Source organism: Sodalis praecaptivus, assembly GCF_000517425.1.
Classification (GTDB): domain Bacteria; phylum Pseudomonadota; class Gammaproteobacteria; order Enterobacterales; family Enterobacteriaceae; genus Sodalis_A; species Sodalis_A praecaptivus.
Map to the genome: position 1 here is coordinate 161161 of NZ_CP006569.1, position 19925 is coordinate 181085.

Annotated in this window: 17 protein-coding genes; 9 read left to right on the top strand and 8 right to left on the bottom strand. The window is 55.7% G+C overall.

The window, feature by feature from the left end; all coding sequences use genetic code 11:
• Positions 1 to 10: 10 nt before the first annotated feature.
• From fliI to fliF, 4 genes are read right to left on the bottom strand one after another with little or no spacing between them, the layout of a single operon-like run.
• A complete protein-coding gene (gene fliI / locus SANT_RS00755; protein WP_025420418.1) occupies positions 11 to 1387 on the bottom strand; it encodes a flagellar protein export ATPase FliI in 1377 nt (458 codons plus the stop codon).
• Entirely contained in the window at positions 1359 to 2072 is a 714-nt protein-coding gene (gene fliH, locus SANT_RS00760; RefSeq protein WP_025420419.1) for a flagellar assembly protein FliH, read from the bottom strand. The genes fliI and fliH overlap by 29 nt, the downstream gene beginning before the upstream one ends.
• On the bottom strand, positions 2065 to 3054 hold the full coding sequence (gene fliG / locus SANT_RS00765) for a flagellar motor switch protein FliG (protein ID WP_025420420.1): 990 nt from the start codon (positions 3052 to 3054) through the stop codon (positions 2065 to 2067). The genes fliH and fliG overlap by 8 nt, the downstream gene beginning before the upstream one ends.
• Positions 3051 to 4760, bottom strand: coding sequence for a flagellar basal-body MS-ring/collar protein FliF (gene fliF / locus SANT_RS00770; protein ID WP_025420421.1), 1710 nt, complete (start codon positions 4758 to 4760; stop codon positions 3051 to 3053). Before fliF ends, fliG begins: the two co-directional genes overlap by 4 nt.
• Before the next feature lie 242 nt (positions 4761 to 5002).
• Between fliF and fliE the strand changes: the two genes are divergently transcribed.
• Positions 5003 to 5326: a flagellar hook-basal body complex protein FliE gene (gene fliE, locus SANT_RS00775; RefSeq protein WP_025420422.1), complete on the top strand. Its 324-nt coding sequence runs from the start codon at positions 5003 to 5005 to the stop codon at positions 5324 to 5326.
• Between the two features lie 554 nt (positions 5327 to 5880).
• On the opposite strand, the gene SANT_RS00780 is transcribed toward fliE, so the two are convergent.
• The 3 genes from SANT_RS00780 to fliD all read right to left on the bottom strand — a co-directional run bounded on the left by SANT_RS00780 (position 5881) and on the right by fliD (position 8149).
• Positions 5881 to 6222 (bottom strand): flagellar protein FliT, encoded by a 342-nt coding sequence (locus tag SANT_RS00780; RefSeq protein ID WP_025420423.1) that lies wholly within the window; start codon positions 6220 to 6222, stop codon positions 5881 to 5883.
• Between the two features lie 12 nt (positions 6223 to 6234).
• Positions 6235 to 6624, bottom strand: a complete 390-nt coding sequence (gene fliS / locus SANT_RS00785; protein ID WP_025420424.1) for a flagellar export chaperone FliS — start codon at positions 6622 to 6624, stop codon at positions 6235 to 6237.
• A gap of 79 nt (positions 6625 to 6703) precedes the next feature.
• On the bottom strand, positions 6704 to 8149 hold the full coding sequence (fliD, locus tag SANT_RS00790) for a flagellar filament capping protein FliD (RefSeq protein ID WP_025420425.1): 1446 nt from the start codon (positions 8147 to 8149) through the stop codon (positions 6704 to 6706).
• A gap of 445 nt (positions 8150 to 8594) precedes the next feature.
• On the opposite strand from fliD, the gene SANT_RS00795 reads away from it, so the two are divergent.
• The 8 genes from SANT_RS00795 (at position 8595) to dppF (ending at position 18938) form a co-directional block, all read left to right on the top strand.
• Positions 8595 to 9887, top strand: coding sequence for a FliC/FljB family flagellin (locus SANT_RS00795; RefSeq protein ID WP_025420426.1), 1293 nt, complete (start codon positions 8595 to 8597; stop codon positions 9885 to 9887).
• Positions 9888 to 10458: 571 nt separating this feature from the next.
• The gene (locus SANT_RS00800) at positions 10459 to 11721 is read left to right on the top strand and encodes a FliC/FljB family flagellin (protein WP_025420427.1); all 1263 of its coding nucleotides are present in this window, start codon (positions 10459 to 10461) and stop codon (positions 11719 to 11721) included.
• Positions 11722 to 11875: 154 nt separating this feature from the next.
• Positions 11876 to 12601 (top strand): RNA polymerase sigma factor FliA, encoded by a 726-nt coding sequence (locus tag SANT_RS00805; protein ID WP_025420428.1) that lies wholly within the window; start codon positions 11876 to 11878, stop codon positions 12599 to 12601.
• A gap of 595 nt (positions 12602 to 13196) precedes the next feature.
• A complete protein-coding gene (dppA, locus tag SANT_RS00810; RefSeq protein ID WP_025420429.1) occupies positions 13197 to 14804 on the top strand; it encodes a dipeptide ABC transporter periplasmic-binding protein DppA in 1608 nt (535 codons plus the stop codon).
• A 199-nt stretch (positions 14805 to 15003) separates the two neighbouring features.
• Positions 15004 to 16023: a dipeptide ABC transporter permease DppB gene (gene dppB, locus SANT_RS00815; RefSeq protein ID WP_025420430.1), complete on the top strand. Its 1020-nt coding sequence runs from the start codon at positions 15004 to 15006 to the stop codon at positions 16021 to 16023.
• A gap of 11 nt (positions 16024 to 16034) precedes the next feature.
• Positions 16035 to 16940 (top strand): dipeptide ABC transporter permease DppC, encoded by a 906-nt coding sequence (dppC, locus tag SANT_RS00820; RefSeq protein WP_025420431.1) that lies wholly within the window; start codon positions 16035 to 16037, stop codon positions 16938 to 16940.
• A 10-nt stretch (positions 16941 to 16950) separates the two neighbouring features.
• The gene (gene dppD / locus SANT_RS00825) at positions 16951 to 17931 is read left to right on the top strand and encodes a dipeptide ABC transporter ATP-binding protein (protein ID WP_025420432.1); all 981 of its coding nucleotides are present in this window, start codon (positions 16951 to 16953) and stop codon (positions 17929 to 17931) included.
• Positions 17928 to 18938, top strand: a complete 1011-nt coding sequence (gene dppF, locus SANT_RS00830) for a dipeptide ABC transporter ATP-binding subunit DppF (protein ID WP_051440066.1) — start codon at positions 17928 to 17930, stop codon at positions 18936 to 18938. The genes dppD and dppF overlap by 4 nt, the downstream gene beginning before the upstream one ends.
• Before the next feature lie 156 nt (positions 18939 to 19094).
• Here the strand turns inward: dppF and SANT_RS00835 are convergent, their stop codons facing one another.
• A complete protein-coding gene (locus tag SANT_RS00835; RefSeq protein ID WP_158500141.1) occupies positions 19095 to 19805 on the bottom strand; it encodes a PAS and helix-turn-helix domain-containing protein in 711 nt (236 codons plus the stop codon).
• Positions 19806 to 19925 lie beyond the last annotated feature (120 nt).

Below are 19925 nucleotides of genomic sequence, written 5' to 3' on the forward strand. Positions count from 1 at the left end.
GAAGGATTCCTTATGCGGTTGAAGGGGGAGTGAAGAGACTGGACAACTGTTGACAGGATTGAGCGTAATTGCAGCGTTGCGATACATCCTGGCGCAGATAGCTCTCCAATTGCGGATAGTGGGCAATCGCCTGATCGAGCAGCGGGTCACTGCCGGCGGCATAAGCGCCGACCGACAGGAGATCGCGATTGCGCTGATAGCTGGCGAGCCACTGCTTTACCTGCTGAACCTGTTGAAAATGAGGCGTATCCACCAAGGCGGTCATCGCCCGGCTGATGGAGGCCTCAATGTCGATGGCAGGATAATGTCCCGCCTCGGCAAGCTGGCGGGACAGCACCACGTGACCGTCCAAAATGGCCCGGGCGGCGTCGGCGATGGGATCTTGCTGGTCATCGCCCTCCGTCAATACGGTATAAAAAGCGGTGATGGAGCCGCCGCCGTCCGCGCCGTTGCCGGCGCGCTCCACCAGCGCGGGCAATTTGGCGAATACCGACGGCGGATAGCCTTTAGTAGCCGGCGGCTCGCCGATGGCCAGGCCGATTTCGCGCTGGGCCATCGCATAGCGCGTCAAGGAATCCATAATGAGCAGCACATGCTTGCCGCGATCGCGAAAATCCTCGGCGATGCGCGTGGCATAAGCGGCGCCCTGCATACGCAGCATCGGCGACACATCCGCCGGCGCGGCAATAATGACCGCGCGGGCGATCCCCTCCTCGCCGAGAATATTTTCGATAAAGTCCTTCACCTCGCGCCCGCGCTCGCCGATCAGACCGACGACGATGACATCAGCCTGGGTATAGCGCGCCATCATGCCGAGCAGCATGCTTTTGCCCACGCCGGAGCCGGCGAATAGGCCCATACGCTGCCCGCGGCCTACCGTCAGCAGGCCATTAATGGCGCGCACTCCCACATCGAGCACCTCGGTGATCGGGCTGCGCGATAAGGGATTAAGCGGCGGGCTGTAGAGGGAGGCGCGATAACCGGTTTCCGGCGGCGGTAAATTGTCCAGCGGCAGCCCGCCGCCGCAGAGGACGCGGCCCAGCAGCGCCGGGCCCAGAGGAAGCAAGCGGGCGGGAACTTTGCCGTTGACCAAACCCGGGGCATACACGCGGGCGCCGGGCAGAATGCCCTCCATATTCTCCAGCGGCATCAAAAACAACTGCCGGCCTTTAAACCCGACCACCTCGCATTCGACCTGACTTACCGCCTTGCCGGTATAGCGTTCGATAAGGCAGGTGGCGCCGAGGGGCAATTGCAGCCCCACCGCCTCCATCACCATGCCTGTTGCCCGCGTTAGCCGCCCGTAGTGGCGGCAGTCCGGCAGGGTAGTGATCATCCGTTCCTGGCGCGCCATCGCGTTAATCCAGCGTTCCAGCTGCACGGTCATGCGGCAAGCCCTCCTTAAGCATCTGGCACAGCTGCTGCCAGCGGGTTTCCAGGGTGGCGTCCACTTCGCCGTCCTCGGCGACAATCCGGCAGCCGCCGCGCAGCAGCTGCCCATCGGCCAGCAGCCGCCAGCCCTGGCTTTCCAAGGTGCTGCCTAAATGACTCTGTAGCGACGGCAGATCGTCGGGATGGACATAAAGCCGCAGACAACCGTCGAACAGCGGCCGATCGTGCAGCAGTTGTTGGATAGTACTCAGCACCACGCGGCTATCGCACACCGGCGACTGGCCGAGGATTTTGCCGGCCGCCGTCAGCGCGATTTGCATCAGCCGCGCCGGCATCACCGCATCCACCCCCGCCAGGGTGGCCTTGAGTTCGCGCAGGAAATCCGCCATCTGTGCGGTGATATGCTCCTGCTCGGCTTGCGCATCCTGTAACCCTTGTTCAAAGCCGTCGCTGCGCCCCTTGTCAAAACCTTGCCGGTAGCCCTGCTGCTCGCCTTCCTGCTGGCCCTGCTTAAACCCGCGCTGTTCCGCCTGGGTGCGCAGGAGCGTCAGCTCCGCCTGCCAGGCTTTTTCATCGTGGTCCGCTGACAGTAGCGGCGCGGGGAGGCTATCGGCGAACGCCAGGGACAAATCCGCCGGTAGCCAGTGTTGCCAGCGCGTTTGTTCGACGTGCTCAGACATAATTTTCCCCGTCTTTATTGATGACTATCTCATCGGCATCGGCCAGGCGGCGCACCACGGCCAGGATCGCTTTACGCTCGGTTTCCACCCGCGACTCTTTCACCGGCGCGCTGAGGCTGAGGTCGTCGCGCAATATCTCGGCCTGGCGCTGCGACATATTGCCCAGGATCCTATCCACCAGCGACGGCGCACAGCCTTTCAGGGCAATGACGAGCGTATCGGCGTCGATCTCCTGCAGGATCCGCCGCAGGCTGCGGTCGTCCAGATCCTGTAGATCATCGAACGTAAACATGTGCTCGACGATTCTCTCCGCCAGGTTTTGGTCGAGGGCGCGTACCGCATCGATTGCCGCCTCTTCCTGCCGGCTTTGCATATAATTAAGGATCTCCGCCGCCGGACGAACGCCGCCTTTATTGCCTTGCCGGCCACGCTGGCCGCGCAGCAAATCATTGAGGGCCAGAGTGAGCTCTTGCAGCGCGGCCGGCTGCAGACCGTCCAGCGTGGCGATACGCACCAGGATGTCGTTGCGCAGCGTCTCCTCGAAACCGGAGAGAATTTCGGCGGCCAGACTGCGCTTAAGCAGTACCAAAATGGCGGCGATCACCTGCGGATGTTCGGCTTGAATCAGCGCCACCACCGCCTGCGGTTTCATTGCGTTAAGCGCGTCAATGCCTTTGTCATCGTCCGCGCCGGTGATGTGCAGCTCCTCAAGCAGCAGCAGGGCGCGATCCTCCCCCAGCGCGCTGACAAGGGCCGCGCGCAGGTAGTCGTAACTGTCCTTATCCGGGCTTATCATCGTCTCGGCATCGGCATGAAACGCTTCAAGCACGCTCGTCAACTGCTGGCGGGAGTAAATCCCCAGCGAGGCTATGGTTTTACCTATGGCTTCCACTTCCTGCTTACGCAGATGTTTAAAGACGGCAGCGGCGGTCTCTTCCCCCAGCGTCAGCATGACGATGGCGCTCTTTTCGATGGCATTCATGATGGTTGTTGCTCGCGGGTTATCCATTGACGCAGTATCCGTGCCACCATCTGTGGCCGGGCGGCGGCGATATCACGCAACTGCTGGATACTGTCCTCCATTGCCTGGCGGGCTTTTTCGCGCGTCTCCTTCTCCAGCTCGCTGCGCGAGACGGGGCGTGGCTCATCCCGCGGCTGGTTGGCTTCGTACTGCGCCCGGATGCGCTCGCGCTCGATCTCCTGCTGCCGCTGCCAAAGCGGACGGAAACCTTTACGCCACGCCAGCCAGAACAGCAGCGCCACCAGCGCATAGCGCAGCGTACTGAACGCCATAGCCTGTAGGCTGGGATCCTGCCAGAACGGCAGCGGCGGCAGCATGTCCTGATTGGCGACAAAGCGGGTATTGACGATGTTGAGCGTATCGCCGCGTTCGCTTGAAAAGCCCATGGCTTCGCGCACCAGCGCGGTCACATCCTGCATTTCCTGCGGCGTCAACCGTACGGGCTTGCCGGCGCTGTCCTTACGGTCGTTAACCACCACCGCCACCGACAGGCGTTTAAGCACGCCGGGACGAAAACGGCTATGGGTCAGCGTGCGATCGACTTCGTAATTGATGGTTTTTTCGTTCTGGCTGCTGCGCGGCGGCTGCGCGATGGGTGCCGCGGCGGCGGCGGGCGCCGGGGCGCCGTCCTTGGCGGCGGGCTTTTTGCCGGCGGCGGGGTTGGCGGGGGATTCAATCGGCGCCGTGGCCGGCGGAGTGGGCTGATTGCTAAGCGCCCCCGGTACACCGCCAGGCGGCTGAATACCGATCTGATCGCTGGCATTCAACTGTTGGCTGCGGATCGCCATCTCCTCCGGGCGTCCGTTGGGTTTATGCTGCTCCGCCGTTTGCTCCACCGCGGTAAAGTCCAACTGGGCGGTCACCTCCGCGCGCACGTTGGCCGCACCTATCACCGGCGCAAGTATCGCGCTGATGCGCCGCTGATAATCGCCCTCCACTTCACGGGTATAGGCAAGCTGGGTCGTGCTGAGGTTAAGCTCATCATTGCCCGGTTGGGCAAGTAATTGGCCCTGGCTGTCTACCAGGGTAATATTTCCGGCGGGTAAATCGGGCACGGTGCCGGATACCAACCAGGTAATGGCCTGAATTTGTCCGGTGTCCAGCGCGCGCCCGGGATACAACGCCAACGTCACCGAGGCGGTGGCCGGCTTGTGTTCGCGCACAAACAGCGAGGGTTTCGGCATCGCAATATGCACCCTGGCCGATTTCACCGGATTTAGCGTTTCAATGGTGCGGGCGATTTCGCCTTCCAGCGCCCGCTGATAATTGATCTGCTCGCTGAATTGGCTCATACCGAATTTCTCGCGATCCAGCAGTTCAAATCCCAGCGCGCCGCCCTTCGGCAACCCCTTTTGCGCCAGCAGCAACCGGGTTTCGTGGACCCGGTCGCTCGGCACCATAATGGCGCCGCTGTTGCCGGCAAAACGGTAGGGGATATTCATCGTGGTCAGTTCTGCCACCACGGCGCCGCCGTCCTGGTCGCTGATATTGCTATACAAAATGCGATAATCCGGCGTTCTGGCCCACAACAGCAGGACAATAGCCAGCGCAATCCCCGCGGCGCCGGCCGCTAATAGCGTATATTTCGGATGGTCGCGAAAACGCGCTATTAGGTTGGTCAGGCTTATTGCCGATTTAGCATTGATATCCATGGCCGAGGCATTCATGCAGGATCCCTGAAGCAGAATTAAAAATAAAGAATCATGATGGTAGGGTGAGGAAATAAAATGCTTATTACTAGGGAATAGCTTTCCATCGCCCAACGACGTAATTTCCCAATCGGTGTCAATCTTGGCACAGGGGGACCCGCCTGATAGGCAAATAAGCTTGCGCTTTTATTCTTAATTTCGCCATTCAACGCGGCCTTGCCGTGCTAATGTCGCTGAAGTGAGGTATTTGAGGAGGTTATATGACAACCCAGGCCATCCATTCCGTTTTGGCCATGATGAAGGTGACGGCACAACAGGCGGCGGGCACCACAATAACGCTCTCCGCGCCGGCTACCGCCGGTGCGGGCTTTATTGGTGAATTGAATAGCAGTATCAAACAGATTAACGGCATGCAAATAAATGCCCGGCGCAAGGCGGAGAAATTTGAATTAGGCGTGCCGGGAATCGCTTTGAATGATGTTATGGTGGAAATGCAAAAGGCGTCGCTGGCGCTGCATTTGGGAATTCAGGTGAATAATAAATTGATCAATGCCTATCAGGAAGTGATGAATATGGCGGTCTAGAATTCGGTATCCGGTATCCGGTATCCGGTATCCGGTATCCGGTATCCGGTATCCGGCATTCGGTATTCGATATCCGGTATTCGATATCCGGCATCCGGTATTCGATATCCGCCATCCGGCATCCGGCATCCGGCATCCGGTATCCGTCCGGCATTCGACATACGACTGTCGCGAATAACGCGAAGGTCATGGCCGACGCCGACGCGAGGGATCATGAATGCGACGGCTAATGCCGGCGTTAGGATCTACGCCGACGTTGCGGCGATTCACTCCGTCACGGCCGCCGTCAACGCCAATGCAGAGGTTGCGCAAAATGCGGAGGTCGCCAAGGAGAGGAGGTTTAGAATAGGGCGCACTAGCGGCTAAATCGACATTGCGGTCAGGTGGAAAACCGGAGATAACGGTTATCCACTAACCGAGGTTGAGGCAAATAGGCGTTATCGCGCAATAGTAGAACTAGCGAAATACCTGTGCCGAAGGACGATAGCACGTGCCGACGGAGATATTGCCCCGCCGCCGGCGCGTGGGGCGAGGACGTAGCGACAGTTGGCCCTTTAAGATTGCAACAGCTGCCGATGATAGGCGTTAGCACCCTGCAAATTTCGGCGCAGTTGCCCGATATCATTCTGTAATGCCGTTAAACGTGTGCCGATCAGCGCGCGGATCTCTCTTTCATTTTTAAGTAATTGCTCAATATCTTTCATTCTCCCTTCTTCTTCATACGCGGCCATGCCGGCAGATTGGATATAATCTATTGCTGCGCGTAAGGTAATAGCATAGCGATTATTCAGCGCGACAACGCTGTCCCAGTCTTTTGAGCGTGCCGATTCGATAATCTGATACGTTAATTGTAACGGTAGGGCAAACGGGTGCTCGGTTTGGGAAACCATTAGCATGGTATTATCCTTTTATCGTTGCGGAGTAATTTCTTTCCAGGCGCTGGAAATGTTTTTCAGCAAAGTATCTACATGTTTTATCGCTTCAGGGTCATTATTCAAATTGGCCTGCAACAAGGTGCGGATCATATAGCGGTAGAGACTTGCCAGATCCTGTGCCAGGGTTTTGCCCTTTTCGTAATCTAGCGTGGCCAGCAGGCCGCATTCAATAATGGCAATAGCGCGGGAAATTTCCTCACCGCGCCGGGCGATATTACCGCGCGCCATCCAGATACCTGCCCGGGCCAGCGCGCCATGGGCGCCATCAAACAGCATGACAATCAACTGATGCGGGGTCGCCCCTGCGACCCCGGTTTGCAGACTGATTTGTTGGTAGGCGTTGATGCCCTGATCTGCAGACATCGTTTTTTCTCCTGAGTGGCAGCAAACTGTTGAGCTGTGCGCCGGCTGAAGGCATCACGGCAGGCGCACCGGCGGGGGGTTATTTTTTGGCGATCGACTGTATCGCGGCGAGCGGCGCCTGAAGCGACTGTATTTGCGCGAGCGCGACTTCCATCCGCTGATATTGTTGTTGATAAGCCCGCAACTTGGCATCAATCGTGGCCTGGGTGCGTTTCAACTGTTTCTCATTATCTTTCTTCTGCTTTTCTAGCTTTTCGGTTTCGTCTTTAATGATATTGCCGCTGCCGCCGCTACCGACATAGCCCTTAATATGGTCGGCCATGACGCTTGCCATGCCGCTTTCCCCTTCAGTGCCGAGAAACAGCCGCTGCACCCCCTCCGGGTTAGTATGAATAATATTTTTCAGTTTGGTGCTATCCAGCTCGAGCTTGCCGGTTTTGGCATCGACCTTGATACCGAGATCGGCTAGGGATGCTATGTCGTTGTCGCCATAGTTACTGCCGGCATCGCGGCGCACAAGCGCTTTTAAGTTACTTAATAAACTCTCACCGGCCAAAGGACCATTGCTCGTATCGGGCAGTGCGACGTCCTCGGGCTTCAGATTGGAATAATCGGCGGGTTTGAATTGACTCAAGGACGATGATTGGGTAATGAAGTCATTAAAAGCGGAGACAAATTCCTCCACGGCTTTTTGCACGGCGCTTTCGTCCGGACTCAGGGTCAGCGCTTCTGATTCATCGGGTTTGGATTGTTGCTTGAGCGTAAGCGTGATGCCGGTCAGGATATCATTGATGCTGTTGCTGGAGCGGATATATTCATTGCCGTCAACCGAAACTTTGGCGTCGGTTGCCTTGAGATCCTCCTTCATTTTCTCATCAGGATGGGTCGGGTCGTCCTTTTGTTTTGGAGTGTATTTCATGATCTCGTTTAAGGTTTCATCACCCTCGACCGAGACGGTCATTTCCCCGGCGCTGCCGGATTTCTCCGCCCGTAACACCAAACGCAGCGTGCCGTCATCGTCCACATTCTTCACTTCGGCATGGACGCCGGCCTTCTGGTTGTTGATGGCCTTGGCTATCCCCGCCAGACTGGTTTGCTCTTGCGCGAGGGTAATCACGGTATCTTTCATCTCACCGTTTTCGCCTTTTTGGCTGATGGTCAGCGTACGGGTTGGCTTGTTATCGCCCAGCGGCGTATCAATCCCTTTTTTGGTCTGAAAAGACAGGGTATGGTTTTGCGCCAGTTGATTGACCTTGATATCGTGGGTGCCCGCCATGGCGCCGCTGCTGGCGGTGGCGCTAAATGCCTTGTTTTCGCTGATTTTCATGGCGTAAAAGGCATCATTCTTCAGGGCATTGCTTTTCTCCATCAAGGTTTGCAGGCTGGAGCGGATTTTCCCCCAGGCGCTGATTTTACTCTCGATGCTTTTTTGCCGTATCTGTATAGGTTTTAGCAACAATTGAAACTGCTTGGTCTGCTTCTCCATCAGCGCATCGCTGATGCCCGAAATTGATATACCCTCCATGCCAACTCTCCTGTTAATCACCGCGTGGATTGTATGCATTGCTATCGGCCGCGAAGAGAAAAAAGTTTAATCGGCGCGGGATGACAAAAGGATAAATTGACAAAAAGTCCCCGGTTGTGTGATGCGAAACGATGACCCGTTTCCTCAGTAATAACAGGCGAGATCGCGTTTACGTCGTGAGTAATGACGGGATGAGCAGCGTGCCCGCAGGGTGGCATTATTGCCGGACATGCGCTTAATAAACATATTAAGTACGTTGAGCCGCATGTAGGTTATGCATCTATTATAATATCATAAATTATTGTGCTACTTATTTTATGATCCTCGGTGGACAGAGTTAGATTAAAGCTTTTGAATGGAGTGCCGATATTTGTAGGGCCTGCAGGCGTTACTGAGTAATGATCTTCAATGACTTACTTAATCGCATTCAAAAAAGGAATTTATTATGTCACAGGTGATTAACACCAACATCCTCTCCATGGCCGCGCAGAATAACCTTAATAAATCACAGGCTTCTTTGGGTAGCGCGATACAGCGTCTATCCTCCGGCTGGCGCATTAATAGCGCCAAGGATGACGCGGCCGGCCAAGCGATCGCTAACCGCTTTACCTCATTAATTAACGGGCTGACTCAGGCATCGCGCAATGCCAATGACGGTATCTCGGTGGCGCAAACCGCCGAAGGGGCAATTAATGAGATCAATGAGAACCTGCATGCAATCCGTCGCCTGACGGTACAGGTTAAATCCACCGCCACGATCTCCGAAGCCGATAAAAAATCCATCCAAAATGAAATCGGCAAGCGTTTGGATGAGATTGACCGTATTGCCGCACAAACGGAATTTAACGGTGTACGAATTCTGAGTAAAAACCAAAACCTGTCGATTCAGGTAGGCGCCAACGATGGCGAGACGGTGGATATTGAACTCAAGCAATTGGATACAAAAGAACTGGGTATCGATACTTTCAGCGTGGTGCAGGTTATAAAATCGTCGGACATTAAGACAGAGCAAACCAACAATGTCGACAGCTGGGCCAAGCCAACGATCGATTACACGGGCACCGCTGCGGATAAGATTAACATTGACGGCAAGGTTTACAGCAAGGATGCGCAATATTACGTTAAAAAATCAGGAACTGAAGAATACTACAAGGCAGAAGTGGATAATTCCGTCCCTGGCAACACCAAGTTAACCTATACCGCTGCCGCCGCAACCAAGGTGGCGGGAGAGCCAGCAAAAGGCGTGGCGCCTAGTCCGCAAGGTGTTAAAACCGGCACTACGTCAGTTACACCGCCGGCGGATATGACCGTTCATGCCTGCCAGGACAATTCCGTTCAATCAGGCTATGTACTTAAAGGGATGGATAACGGCGAGCCGGTCTACTATAGCGCCAGCATCGATGCCAAGGGAAAGGTGACCCAGGGAGAGAAAATAGAGGTGAGCGAGGAGGGTAAAGCCGCAACCCACAACCCGCTGGAGAACCTGGACAAGGCCATTGCCAAGGTTGACGAAGTGCGCGGTTCGCTGGGCGCCACCCAAAACCGTTTAAGTTCGGTGATCAATAGCCTGAGCACCACCGTAACGAATCTCAGCCAGTCGCGTTCCAATATTCTGGATGCGGATTTTGCTATCGAGGTTTCCAATATGAACCGCGCCAACATCCTACAGCAGGCGGGCACCGCGGTATTGGCGCAGGCTAATTCGGTGCCGCAGGGCATCCTTTCACTGCTGCGCTAAAGCGCTTTCCGCTTCTGCCTGACCCCGGCTTGCCGGGGTTTTTTTCGCTTTAACGCACCCACGGTGCGGCCCGTCGCGCCGTGACGAAGACCGCGAAAGCCCGCTGCGGGCTGCGCCTGTGCGTCGACAACGTGACGGCGCGGCAACGCCGCCCTCACTCTCCTGTTAAGCTAGCTTTCCGGCGGTCGTCGCCGGCGCGTTACCCGCGATTATCCCTTCTCTACAGCCAGCAATAGCTACCTTCATCAAACGCAAAGGATATCGGCATACCGACCAGCAGCGCGACCCGGGCGCAACGAGCGCAGAGATTTTTACGGTGATGATGAGGCATCGACGGCGTCAATCAAAGCCACAACCCCAGGCGCTAACGGACCAGGGTGTGATTTGTTGCGGTTCAGCTTATTTAGGGTGAAGTAAATTAATCGGGTCGATTGATGGTAAGTCGCTTAATACATAGGTAGCAGATAATTTTTAAAGCTTTGCATTCCGCCGCCGATAGAGATTAGGCCAGCAGTAATGCTAATGGTTTTATTGTCATAACGTTACCCACTGCTATTTAAAGGAAACTGCTATGTCCCAGGTAATTAACACCAATATTCTTTCTATCACCGCGCAAAATAATCTGAATAAGTCACAAAACTCGCTGAGCACCGCCATTCAGCGGCTGTCGTCCGGGCTGCGAATTAATAGCGCCAAGGACGATGCCGCCGGTCAGGCCATCAGCAACCGTTTTACATCGCTAATTAACGGTTTAACCCAGGCATCGCGCAACGCCAATGACGGTATTGCCGTGGCGCAGACCGCGGAAGGGGCCATCAATGAAGTGAATGAAAACCTGCAGGCGATTCGCCGCTTAACGGTGCAGGTAAAATCCACCGCTTCGATTTCCGATGCCGATAAAAAATCCATCCAGGATGAGATCGGCAAGCGTTTGGAGGAAATTGACCGTATTGCTGAACAAACGGAGTTCAACGGTATAAGAATATTAAGTAAAGATCAGAAACTGGCTATTCAGGTCGGCGCCAATGATGGCCAGACCATTGATATTGATCTGTTTGATATGGGCATTGAAAAGCTGGGCATGAAGGATTTTAACGTCAATGATTCTGTTGAGATTCCCGGCAAATTAGGCGCAGAAGTAACAACCGTAACGGGTAAATTAACGCCTTCGCTCAGCGGAGAAGATGCGGAGATAAATAAAACTGACAAAAAAGTTTATGTTGATGACGACGGTAAAAATTATGTTAAGGCAGGGACTAAGTTTTATGAAGCGAAACGTGTAGGTAATACGAGTCATTTTACCTTCGACTTAACCGGTGCTGAGGGCAAGCCAACAGGAACCCCTACGGAATTAACTGAAATTAATGCCACCAATTCGGTAACAGGCTTGGAATCGGGTGAAACCCTCTATAAGTATACCGCAGAGAATGGTGCTGAGGGCTACGCAATCAAAGGTTTGGATGACAAGGGTAATGTGGCTTATTTTACGGCGACATTGAATGAGAAAACCGGCGCTGTGACCAAAAATAGCCAAATTCCCTCTGAGGGCGAACCTGCCACGGCCGATCCGTTGAAAACCATCGACCAGGCCATTGCCATTGTCGATGAAGCCCGCGGCGCCCTGGGCGCGACCCAGAACCGTCTGGGTTCGGTTATCAACAGCCTGAGCACCACCGTGGCCAACCTGAGCCAGTCGCGTTCTAATATCGAGGATGCTGACTTCGCCACCGAAGTCTCCAACATGAACCGCGCCAATATCCTGCAGCAGGCGGGTACCGCGGTATTGGCGCAGGCCAATGCGGTACCTCAGGGTATTCTGTCGCTGTTGCGTTAATCGTTGCCCCCTCTGTATGTGCCAACCCCGGCTTGCCGGGGTTTTTTGCGTTAATTCACGCCAAATAACCGCATATTCACCGTATTTTGCCCCCTTTAACCGCCGACGCGCGGCTGATAATGACGTTTCACCGAACGGCCCGCGCGAGGTAAATGTGGAAGTCATATACAATCACCAGGGAAGACTGGCCGACGATCGCGGCCTGTGGCAGCAGTATGCGCCCATCATCCGTCATGAGGCGCTGCGATTACAGGTTCGTCTGCCGGCAAGCGTAGAACTTGAGGATCTTATCCAGGCGGGGATGATCGGTTTATTGGCGGCTATCGACAGCTTCGATGCCACGCAGGGCGCCAGCTTCACCACCTACGCCCGATCGCGTATCCGCTGGGGCATGCTGGACGAACTGCGGGAGCGGGATTGGGTGCCGCGCAGCGTGCGGCGCAATGCGCGCGAGATCGCGGCGGCCATCCAGCGGCTGGAGCAGCGGCTGGGCGCCAGCGCCAGCGAACAGCAAATCGCCGACGAACTTGGCGTGCCGCTGTCGGCCTACCAGACCATGCTGCATGAAACCAACTGTAGCCAGCTGTTCTCGCTGGATGAGTTAATGGCGCAGGAAGCGCAGGGCACCGGTCCGGCGCTTCCCGCCGACGCGGATCAAGATCCTTTCCAGCGACTACTGGCCGGCGGGTTGCGCAAGCGGGTGAAGGATGAAATAAGCCGGCTGCCTGAACGTGAACAGCTGTTGCTTAACCTTTATTACCAGCAAGAGCTGAATCTTAAGGAAATCGGCGAGGTCCTGGGGGTTGGCGAATCAAGAGTGAGCCAGTTGCACAGTTTGGCGATAAAACGGCTGCGCGCGCGGTTACAGGAAAGCGTCTGACTAGGGTTAATCTGATAAAGGACCGCGGCGGGGCGCATCGCTATTTTTTACCGGACATATAGCGTAAGGTAAAAGCGCTAAACGACCGTTTAAACGGTTATCCGCCCCGAGGTCTGGCAGCATTTTACCCTGCACAATGGGCGAGATCGCCACATTACCGTTCATATATTCGCCATTCGGAAAGAAAGTTTTTTAGTTTTTTAGCAGTATAACCGACCATTAAAATCTTGTTACATAGTGTAAAGATGCACTGTAGTCCCTTCTTGCCTGCCGATCGTGCTTTATTTTCGCCTCGGTACCTCACTTTTATGTTCGTTTGCCGGCTCACAAAAAACATGTAAATCCCCACGGGTTATATTGACGTCTTGGCAAACTGTTGCCAAATTGGGAGCCTCGGAAGTCAGGGAGGCAAAGGATTGTTTGAATGTTTTTGCGCATTCAACCCGCCGGTCAATGCTTTTCCAACGGCAGTCCGTTTTGTCTCCTCCCATTTCCTACTGATGCCGCAGGGCATACTGCACAGACCGCAGTCCCAAAAAAAAACAGCGTCTGGCCGTGCAACACACAACATCACATCACATATTGGAGCAGAATAATGACAATTTCCTTGACGAAATCAGGGATTCTGAAGGTCGGTATCAGCCTGGCGGCATTAGCCGTGGCGGCCAGTGTGCAAGCGAAAACGTTGGTGTACTGTTCCGAGGGGTCGCCGGAAGGGTTTAACCCGCAGCTGTTCACCTCCGGCACGACCTTTGACGCCAGCTCGGTGCCCATTTATAACCGTCTGGTAGAATTCAAGCTGGGTACAACGGAAATCACGCCCAGCCTGGCGGAAAAATGGGACGTGAGCGACGACGGCAAGGTGTATACCTTCCATTTGCGCCACGGGGTGAAATGGCAGGACAGCAAAGATTTCAAACCGAGCCGTGATTTTAACGCCGACGATGTCATCTTCTCCTTCACTCGCCAAAAAGACGCCAATGCGCCTTATCATAAAATCTCCGGCGGCAGCTACGAGTATTTTGACGGCATGGGCATGGGTGATTTGATCGCCAACATCGAGAAAGTCGACGACTACACCGTCCGCTTTACCCTGACCCGCGAAGAAGCGCCGTTTGTCGCCGATTTGGCCATGGACTTCGCCTCTATCCTGTCGGCGGAATATGCCGATAAAATGATGAAAGCCGGCACGCCGGAGAAGCTGGACCTGAATCCCATCGGCACCGGCCCGTTCCAGCTTTTGCAGTATCAGAAAGATTCCCGCATCCTGTATAAAGCCTTCCCGGGCTACTGGGGCACCAAGCCGAAAATCGATCGTTTGGTGTTCTCCATTACCCCCGATGCCTCAGTGCGCTATGCCAAAATGCAGAAAAACGAATGCCAGGTCATGCCTTATCCCAACCCGGCCGACATCGCGCGCATGAAGCAGGACAGCACCATCAATCTGCTGGAGCAGCCGGGGCTGAACGTCGGCTATCTGGCCTATAACGTTGAGAAGAAGCCGCTGGATAACGTTAAAGTCCGTCAAGCGTTGACCCTGGCGGTAAATAAAAAAGCCATTATCGACGCCGTTTACCAGGGCGCCGGTCAAGCGGCCAAAAACCTGATCCCGCCGACAATGTGGAGCTACAACGACGCGGTACAGGATTACCCTTACGACCCCGCCAAGGCAAAAGAGCTGCTGAAAGAAGCGGGCTTGCCTGACGGCTTCACCATCGACTTGTGGGCAATGCCGGTGCAGCGTCCTTACAACCCCAACGCGCGCCGCATGGCCGAGCTGATCCAAGCCGACTGGGCGAAAATCGGCGTGAAAGCCAATATCGTGACCTACGAATGGGGCGAATACCTCAAGCGCGCCAAGGCCGGCGAACATCAGACCGTGATGATGGGCTGGACCGGCGACAATGGGGATCCGGACAACTTCTTCGCGACCCTGTTCAGCTGCGACGCGGCCAAAGACGGTTCCAACTACTCTAAATGGTGCTCCAAGCCGTTCGAGGATCTGATCCAGCCGGCGCGTAGCGAGTCCGACCACGCCAAACGTATCGACCTGTACAAGCAGGCCCAGGTGGTGATGCACGACGAAGCGCCGGCGCTGATAATCGCCCACTCGACGGTGTATGAGCCGGTGCGTAAAGAGGTGAAGGGCTACGTGGTTGACCCGCTCGGCAAACACCATTTCGATAACGTTTCTTTAGACTGATGATCTATTAACCCCCTTTATCCCTGCAGGGAGCTTCCGCCAGCCAGGCGGAAGCGGGAGTATTCCCCGGTGCCGCATCGGGGAACGGCCGCGCGCCAGCGGGGCCACGGGGGGAAATCCTGAAGACATGAGCGTTAATCACCCGGACGATATCCACTGCGTCCGGGTCAATTTTTTACAGAAACAGAGATTACGGAATATGTTGCAGTTCATACTCCGACGTTTGGGTCTGGTGATCCCGACGTTTATTGGTATTACCTTGCTGACCTTCGCCTTCGTGCATCTGATCCCAGGGGATCCGGTGTTGATCATGGCCGGGGAGCGCGGTATTTCCCCCGAGCGCCATGCGGAATTGATGGCCCAGATGGGGCTGGATAAGCCGCTATTTCAGCAATACTTTCATTATATCGCCGGGGTGCTACAGGGGGATCTGGGCACCTCGCTTAAAAGCCGGCTGCCGGTATGGCAGGAATTTGTCCCGCGTTTCCAGGCGACCTTGGAGCTGGGGATTTGCGCCATGATTTTCGCCGTGCTGGTAGGCATTCCCGTAGGGGTGCTGGCGGCGGTGAAGCGCGGTTCGATTTTCGATCATACCGCGGTGGGTATCTCGTTGACCGGCTATTCGATGCCCATTTTTTGGTGGGGCATGATGTTGATTATGCTGGTGTCGGTGCATTTGAACCTTACGCCGGTGTCCGGCCGGGTGGGGGATACGGTGTTTCTCGACGACAGCCAGCCCCTGACCGGTTTCATGCTGATTGATACGCTGATTTGGGGCGAGCCGGGGGATTTTAAAGACGCCGTCATGCATATCATCCTGCCGGCCATCGTACTGGGTACCATTCCGCTGGCGGTCATCGTGCGTATGACCCGTTCGGCGATGCTGGAGGTGCTGAGCGAGGATTATATCCGCACCGCGCGTGCCAAAGGGCTGAGCCGCCTGCGGGTGATCATCGTCCATGCGCTGCGTAACGCGCTGCTGTCGGTCGTAACGGTTATCGGCCTGCAGGTGGGGACGCTGCTGGCGGGCGCTATCCTGACCGAAACTATCTTTTCCTGGCCGGGCATCGGCCGCTGGCTGATTGAGGCGCTGCAGCGCCGCGACTACCCGGTGGTCCAGGGCGGCGTATTGCTGGTGGCGACATTGATCATTTTGGTCAACCTGCTGGTGGACGTCCTGTACGGGGTGGTGAACCCGCGTATCCGGCATAAGAAATAGAGGAACGGAAAATGACTCAAGTCACAGAGCCGGTGACGCTGACCGGCGCGCCGAAGCCGATGACCCCGCTTCAGGAGTTTTGGCACTATTTTAAGCGCAATAAAGGCGCCGTTATCGGGCTGGTCTATATACTGCTGATGTTCATCATAGCCGCCGGCGCCGGCGTGCTGGCGCCCCACGGTCCGGCGGAGCAGTTCCGCGACGCGCTGCTGCGGCCCCCGGTCTGGATGGAAGGCGGCAGCTGGCAGTTTCTGCTCGGCACCGACGATGTGGGCCGCGATATTCTCAGCCGCCTGATGTACGGCGCCCGCCTGTCGCTGCTGGTGGGATGCCTGGTGGTGGCGCTGTCGCTGCTGCTGGGGGTGATCTTCGGCCTGCTGGCCGGCTATCTCGGCGGTATGGTGGACACTATCATCATGCGCGTGGTCGATATCATGCTGGCGCTGCCGAGCCTGCTGCTGGCCCTGGTGCTGGTGGCGATCTTCGGCCCGTCCATCGTTAACGCCTCGCTGGCGCTTACCTTTGTCGCCCTGCCACACTACGTGCGTTTGACGCGCGCATCGGTGCTGGGGGAAGTCAACCGCGATTACGTGACCGCTTCGCGGGTGGCCGGCGCCGGTACGCTGCGGCAGATGTTCGTCAATATTTTGCCCAACTGTCTGGCGCCGCTTATCGTTCAGGCCTCGCTGGGGTTCTCCAATGCCATTCTGGATATGGCGGCGCTCGGCTTCCTGGGTATGGGGGCGCAGCCGCCTACGCCCGAGTGGGGCACCATGCTGGCGGACGTGTTGCAGTTCGCCCAGAGTGCCTGGTGGGTGGTGGCGTTCCCTGGATTCGTCATTCTACTCACCGTGTTGGCGTTCAATTTAATGGGGGACGGCCTGCGTGACGCCCTCGACCCCAAACTCAAGCAGTAACGAGGATGCAATGGCGTTATTATCCATAGACAAACTGTCGGTCCATTTCGGCGATGAGGGTACCCCGTTTCGCGCCGTTGACCGAATCAGCTACCAGGTGGAACAGGGCCAGGTGCTGGGCATCGTCGGCGAATCCGGCTCGGGTAAATCGGTCAGCTCGCTGGCCGTGATGGGATTGATTGATTATCCCGGCAAAGTGATGGCCGACAATCTGGTGTTCAACGGCCGCGATCTGCAGAAAATTTCCGACAACGAGCGCCGCCAACTGATCGGCGCCGATATGGCCATGATTTTCCAGGATCCGATGACCAGCTTGAACCCCTGTTACACGGTGGGCTTCCAGATCATGGAAGCCATCAAAGTTCACCAGGGCGGCAACCGCCGGACCCGCCGCCAGCGCGCCATCGATCTGCTGACGCTGGTGGGCATTCCCGATCCGGCCTCCCGGCTGGACGTGTATCCGCATCAGCTATCCGGCGGTATGAGCCAGCGCGTGATGATAGCCATGGCCATCGCTTGTCGGCCCAAGCTGCTGATTGCCGATGAACCGACTACCGCGCTGGACGTCACCATCCAGGCGCAAATTATCGAGCTGTTGCTCGATCTGCAACAGCGCGAGAACATGGCGTTGGTACTGATTACCCACGATTTGGCGCTGGTGGCGGAAGCGGCGCACCATATTATCGTGATGTACGCCGGACAGGTGGTGGAAACCGGCAAGGCGACGGAAATTTTCCGCGCGCCGCGTCATCCCTACACCCAGGCGCTGCTGCGCGCCCTGCCGGAATTTGCCGCCGATAAGGCGCGTCTGGCGTCGCTGCCGGGCACCGTACCGGGCAAATATGATCGCCCGTCGGGCTGTCTGCTTAACCCGCGCTGCCCCTATGCTACCGACCATTGTCGCCAGTCGGAGCCGGCGCTGCGCACCTTGCCGGACCGTCAGTCCAAATGTCACTATCCGCTGGATGATGCCGGGAGGCCCACCCGATGAGCGAAATCATTATCGATAACCGGTCCACCTCGCTACTGCATGCCGTGGATCTGAAAAAATATTATCCGGTCAAGAAAGGGCTGTTTGCCGAAGAGAAACTGGTGAAAGCGCTCGACGGGGTCTCTTTTACCCTTGAGCGCGGGAAAACCCTGGCGGTGGTCGGCGAGTCGGGTTGCGGTAAGTCGACCCTGGGACGTTTGTTGACCATGATCGAAACGCCGAGCGGCGGCGAGCTGTATTACCTCGGGCAAGATCTGCTCAAGCCTGACCGTACCGCCGAGCATCTGCGCCGCCAGAAGATCCAGATAGTTTTCCAGAACCCCTATGGATCGCTGAATCCGCGTAAAAAAGTGGGACAAATTCTGGAGGAGCCGCTGCAGATCAATACCTCGCTTAGCCGGGCGGAGCGCCGGGAAAAAGCGCTGGCGATGATGGCGAAAGTGGGGTTGAAAACCGAACACTATGATCGCTATCCCCATATGTTTTCCGGCGGCCAGCGGCAGCGCATCGCTATCGCCCGCGGTCTGATGCTGGATCCGGATGTGGTCATCGCCGACGAACCGGTGTCCGCGCTGGATGTTTCGGTACGGGCGCAGGTCTTGAATCTGATGATGGACCTGCAGCAGGAGATGGGGTTGTCCTACGTGTTTATCTCACACGATTTATCGGTGGTAGAGCACATCGCCGACGACGTGATGGTGATGTACTTGGGCCGCTGCGTCGAGAAGGGCAGCAAAGACGCGATTTTCAACAATCCGCGTCATCCCTACACCCAGGCGCTGCTGTCCGCCACGCCCCGGCTCAATCCCGATCTGCGCCGCGAGCGGATAAAGCTGACCGGCGAGCTGCCGAGCCCGCTAAACCCGCCGCCGGGCTGTGCCTTCAACGCACGTTGCCGGCGCCGATTTGGCTCCTGCACCGTGCTGCAACCGCAGCTGAAAGGCTACGGCGATCAACTGGTGGCGTGTTTCGCCGTTGATCAGGATGAAGCCCAAACGGGCCGCTAACCACCGACTCAGGGGACCCTGTCCCCTGATATACCGCCTGTGTCCCCCCGTGAGATAAACAAGCGCCCGTCTCCCTCAGGGCCAGAATAGCCCAGATACCCCGTCGTTCCGCAACGAACCGAACCGGGCTACCTTGGCGCCCTTATCGCTGGTTGGCTAGTCGATCAATTGCACTCCTTTGCGGATAAAATCCAAAGGTATGTATTTATCAAGGCCGGTATGCCGGCAATATTCAATAAGCTGAACCAGACTGTGCACGCCGGCCTTGTTGTAAATATTCATGAGGTGCACTTCAACCGTTTTATAGGAAATAGCGAGTCGTTTAGCAATTTCTTTGGCGCTAAGCCTCTGTTGCGCCCAAAAGATAATTTCAAGCTCCCTTTTGGTGAAAAGTTCATTGTCAGCATCTATTTGAATGGTCTTTTTATTAAGCCGATTCATATAATAAAGTAATTCAGGTACGTCAAGACGCCTTCCATGCGTAACGATACCAATGAGTTTGTTATCGTCATCATAAAGCGGTGCTCTTTCAGCATAATGTGGCACAAGCGTAGTGGTATTACCTTTACCATAATGATGAATGGCTATAGATATTATTTTTCTATTTTCTTTGATCACCTTTTCGTCGCTGGCGATAAATTCGGGCCAGAGTTCTTGGCAAATATCTGTAGGAACTTCTTTATCTGTCCTTCCTTCCGCATTGAATTTCTTGGGAAATCGAAAGAACTCAGTGGCTGAATCGTTTACGAAGACGTATTTTGCCTCATTGTCTTTAATCAGCCAATGATCCGAGCTGTTTTTAATGAAGGAGATCAACGACTGAGGTGATTTTAAGTATGATTTTAAATGATTCTTACGATTTCCCATGATATTAATTTCCTCGTGAAGCTTAAAGAGAAAAGTGTTGAAGTGTGAAGCATATAGAATAATGACCTGCAAAAACATCAAGAACAGTTCTCGATAAATGGGTTCAATGCAAGAGATAAA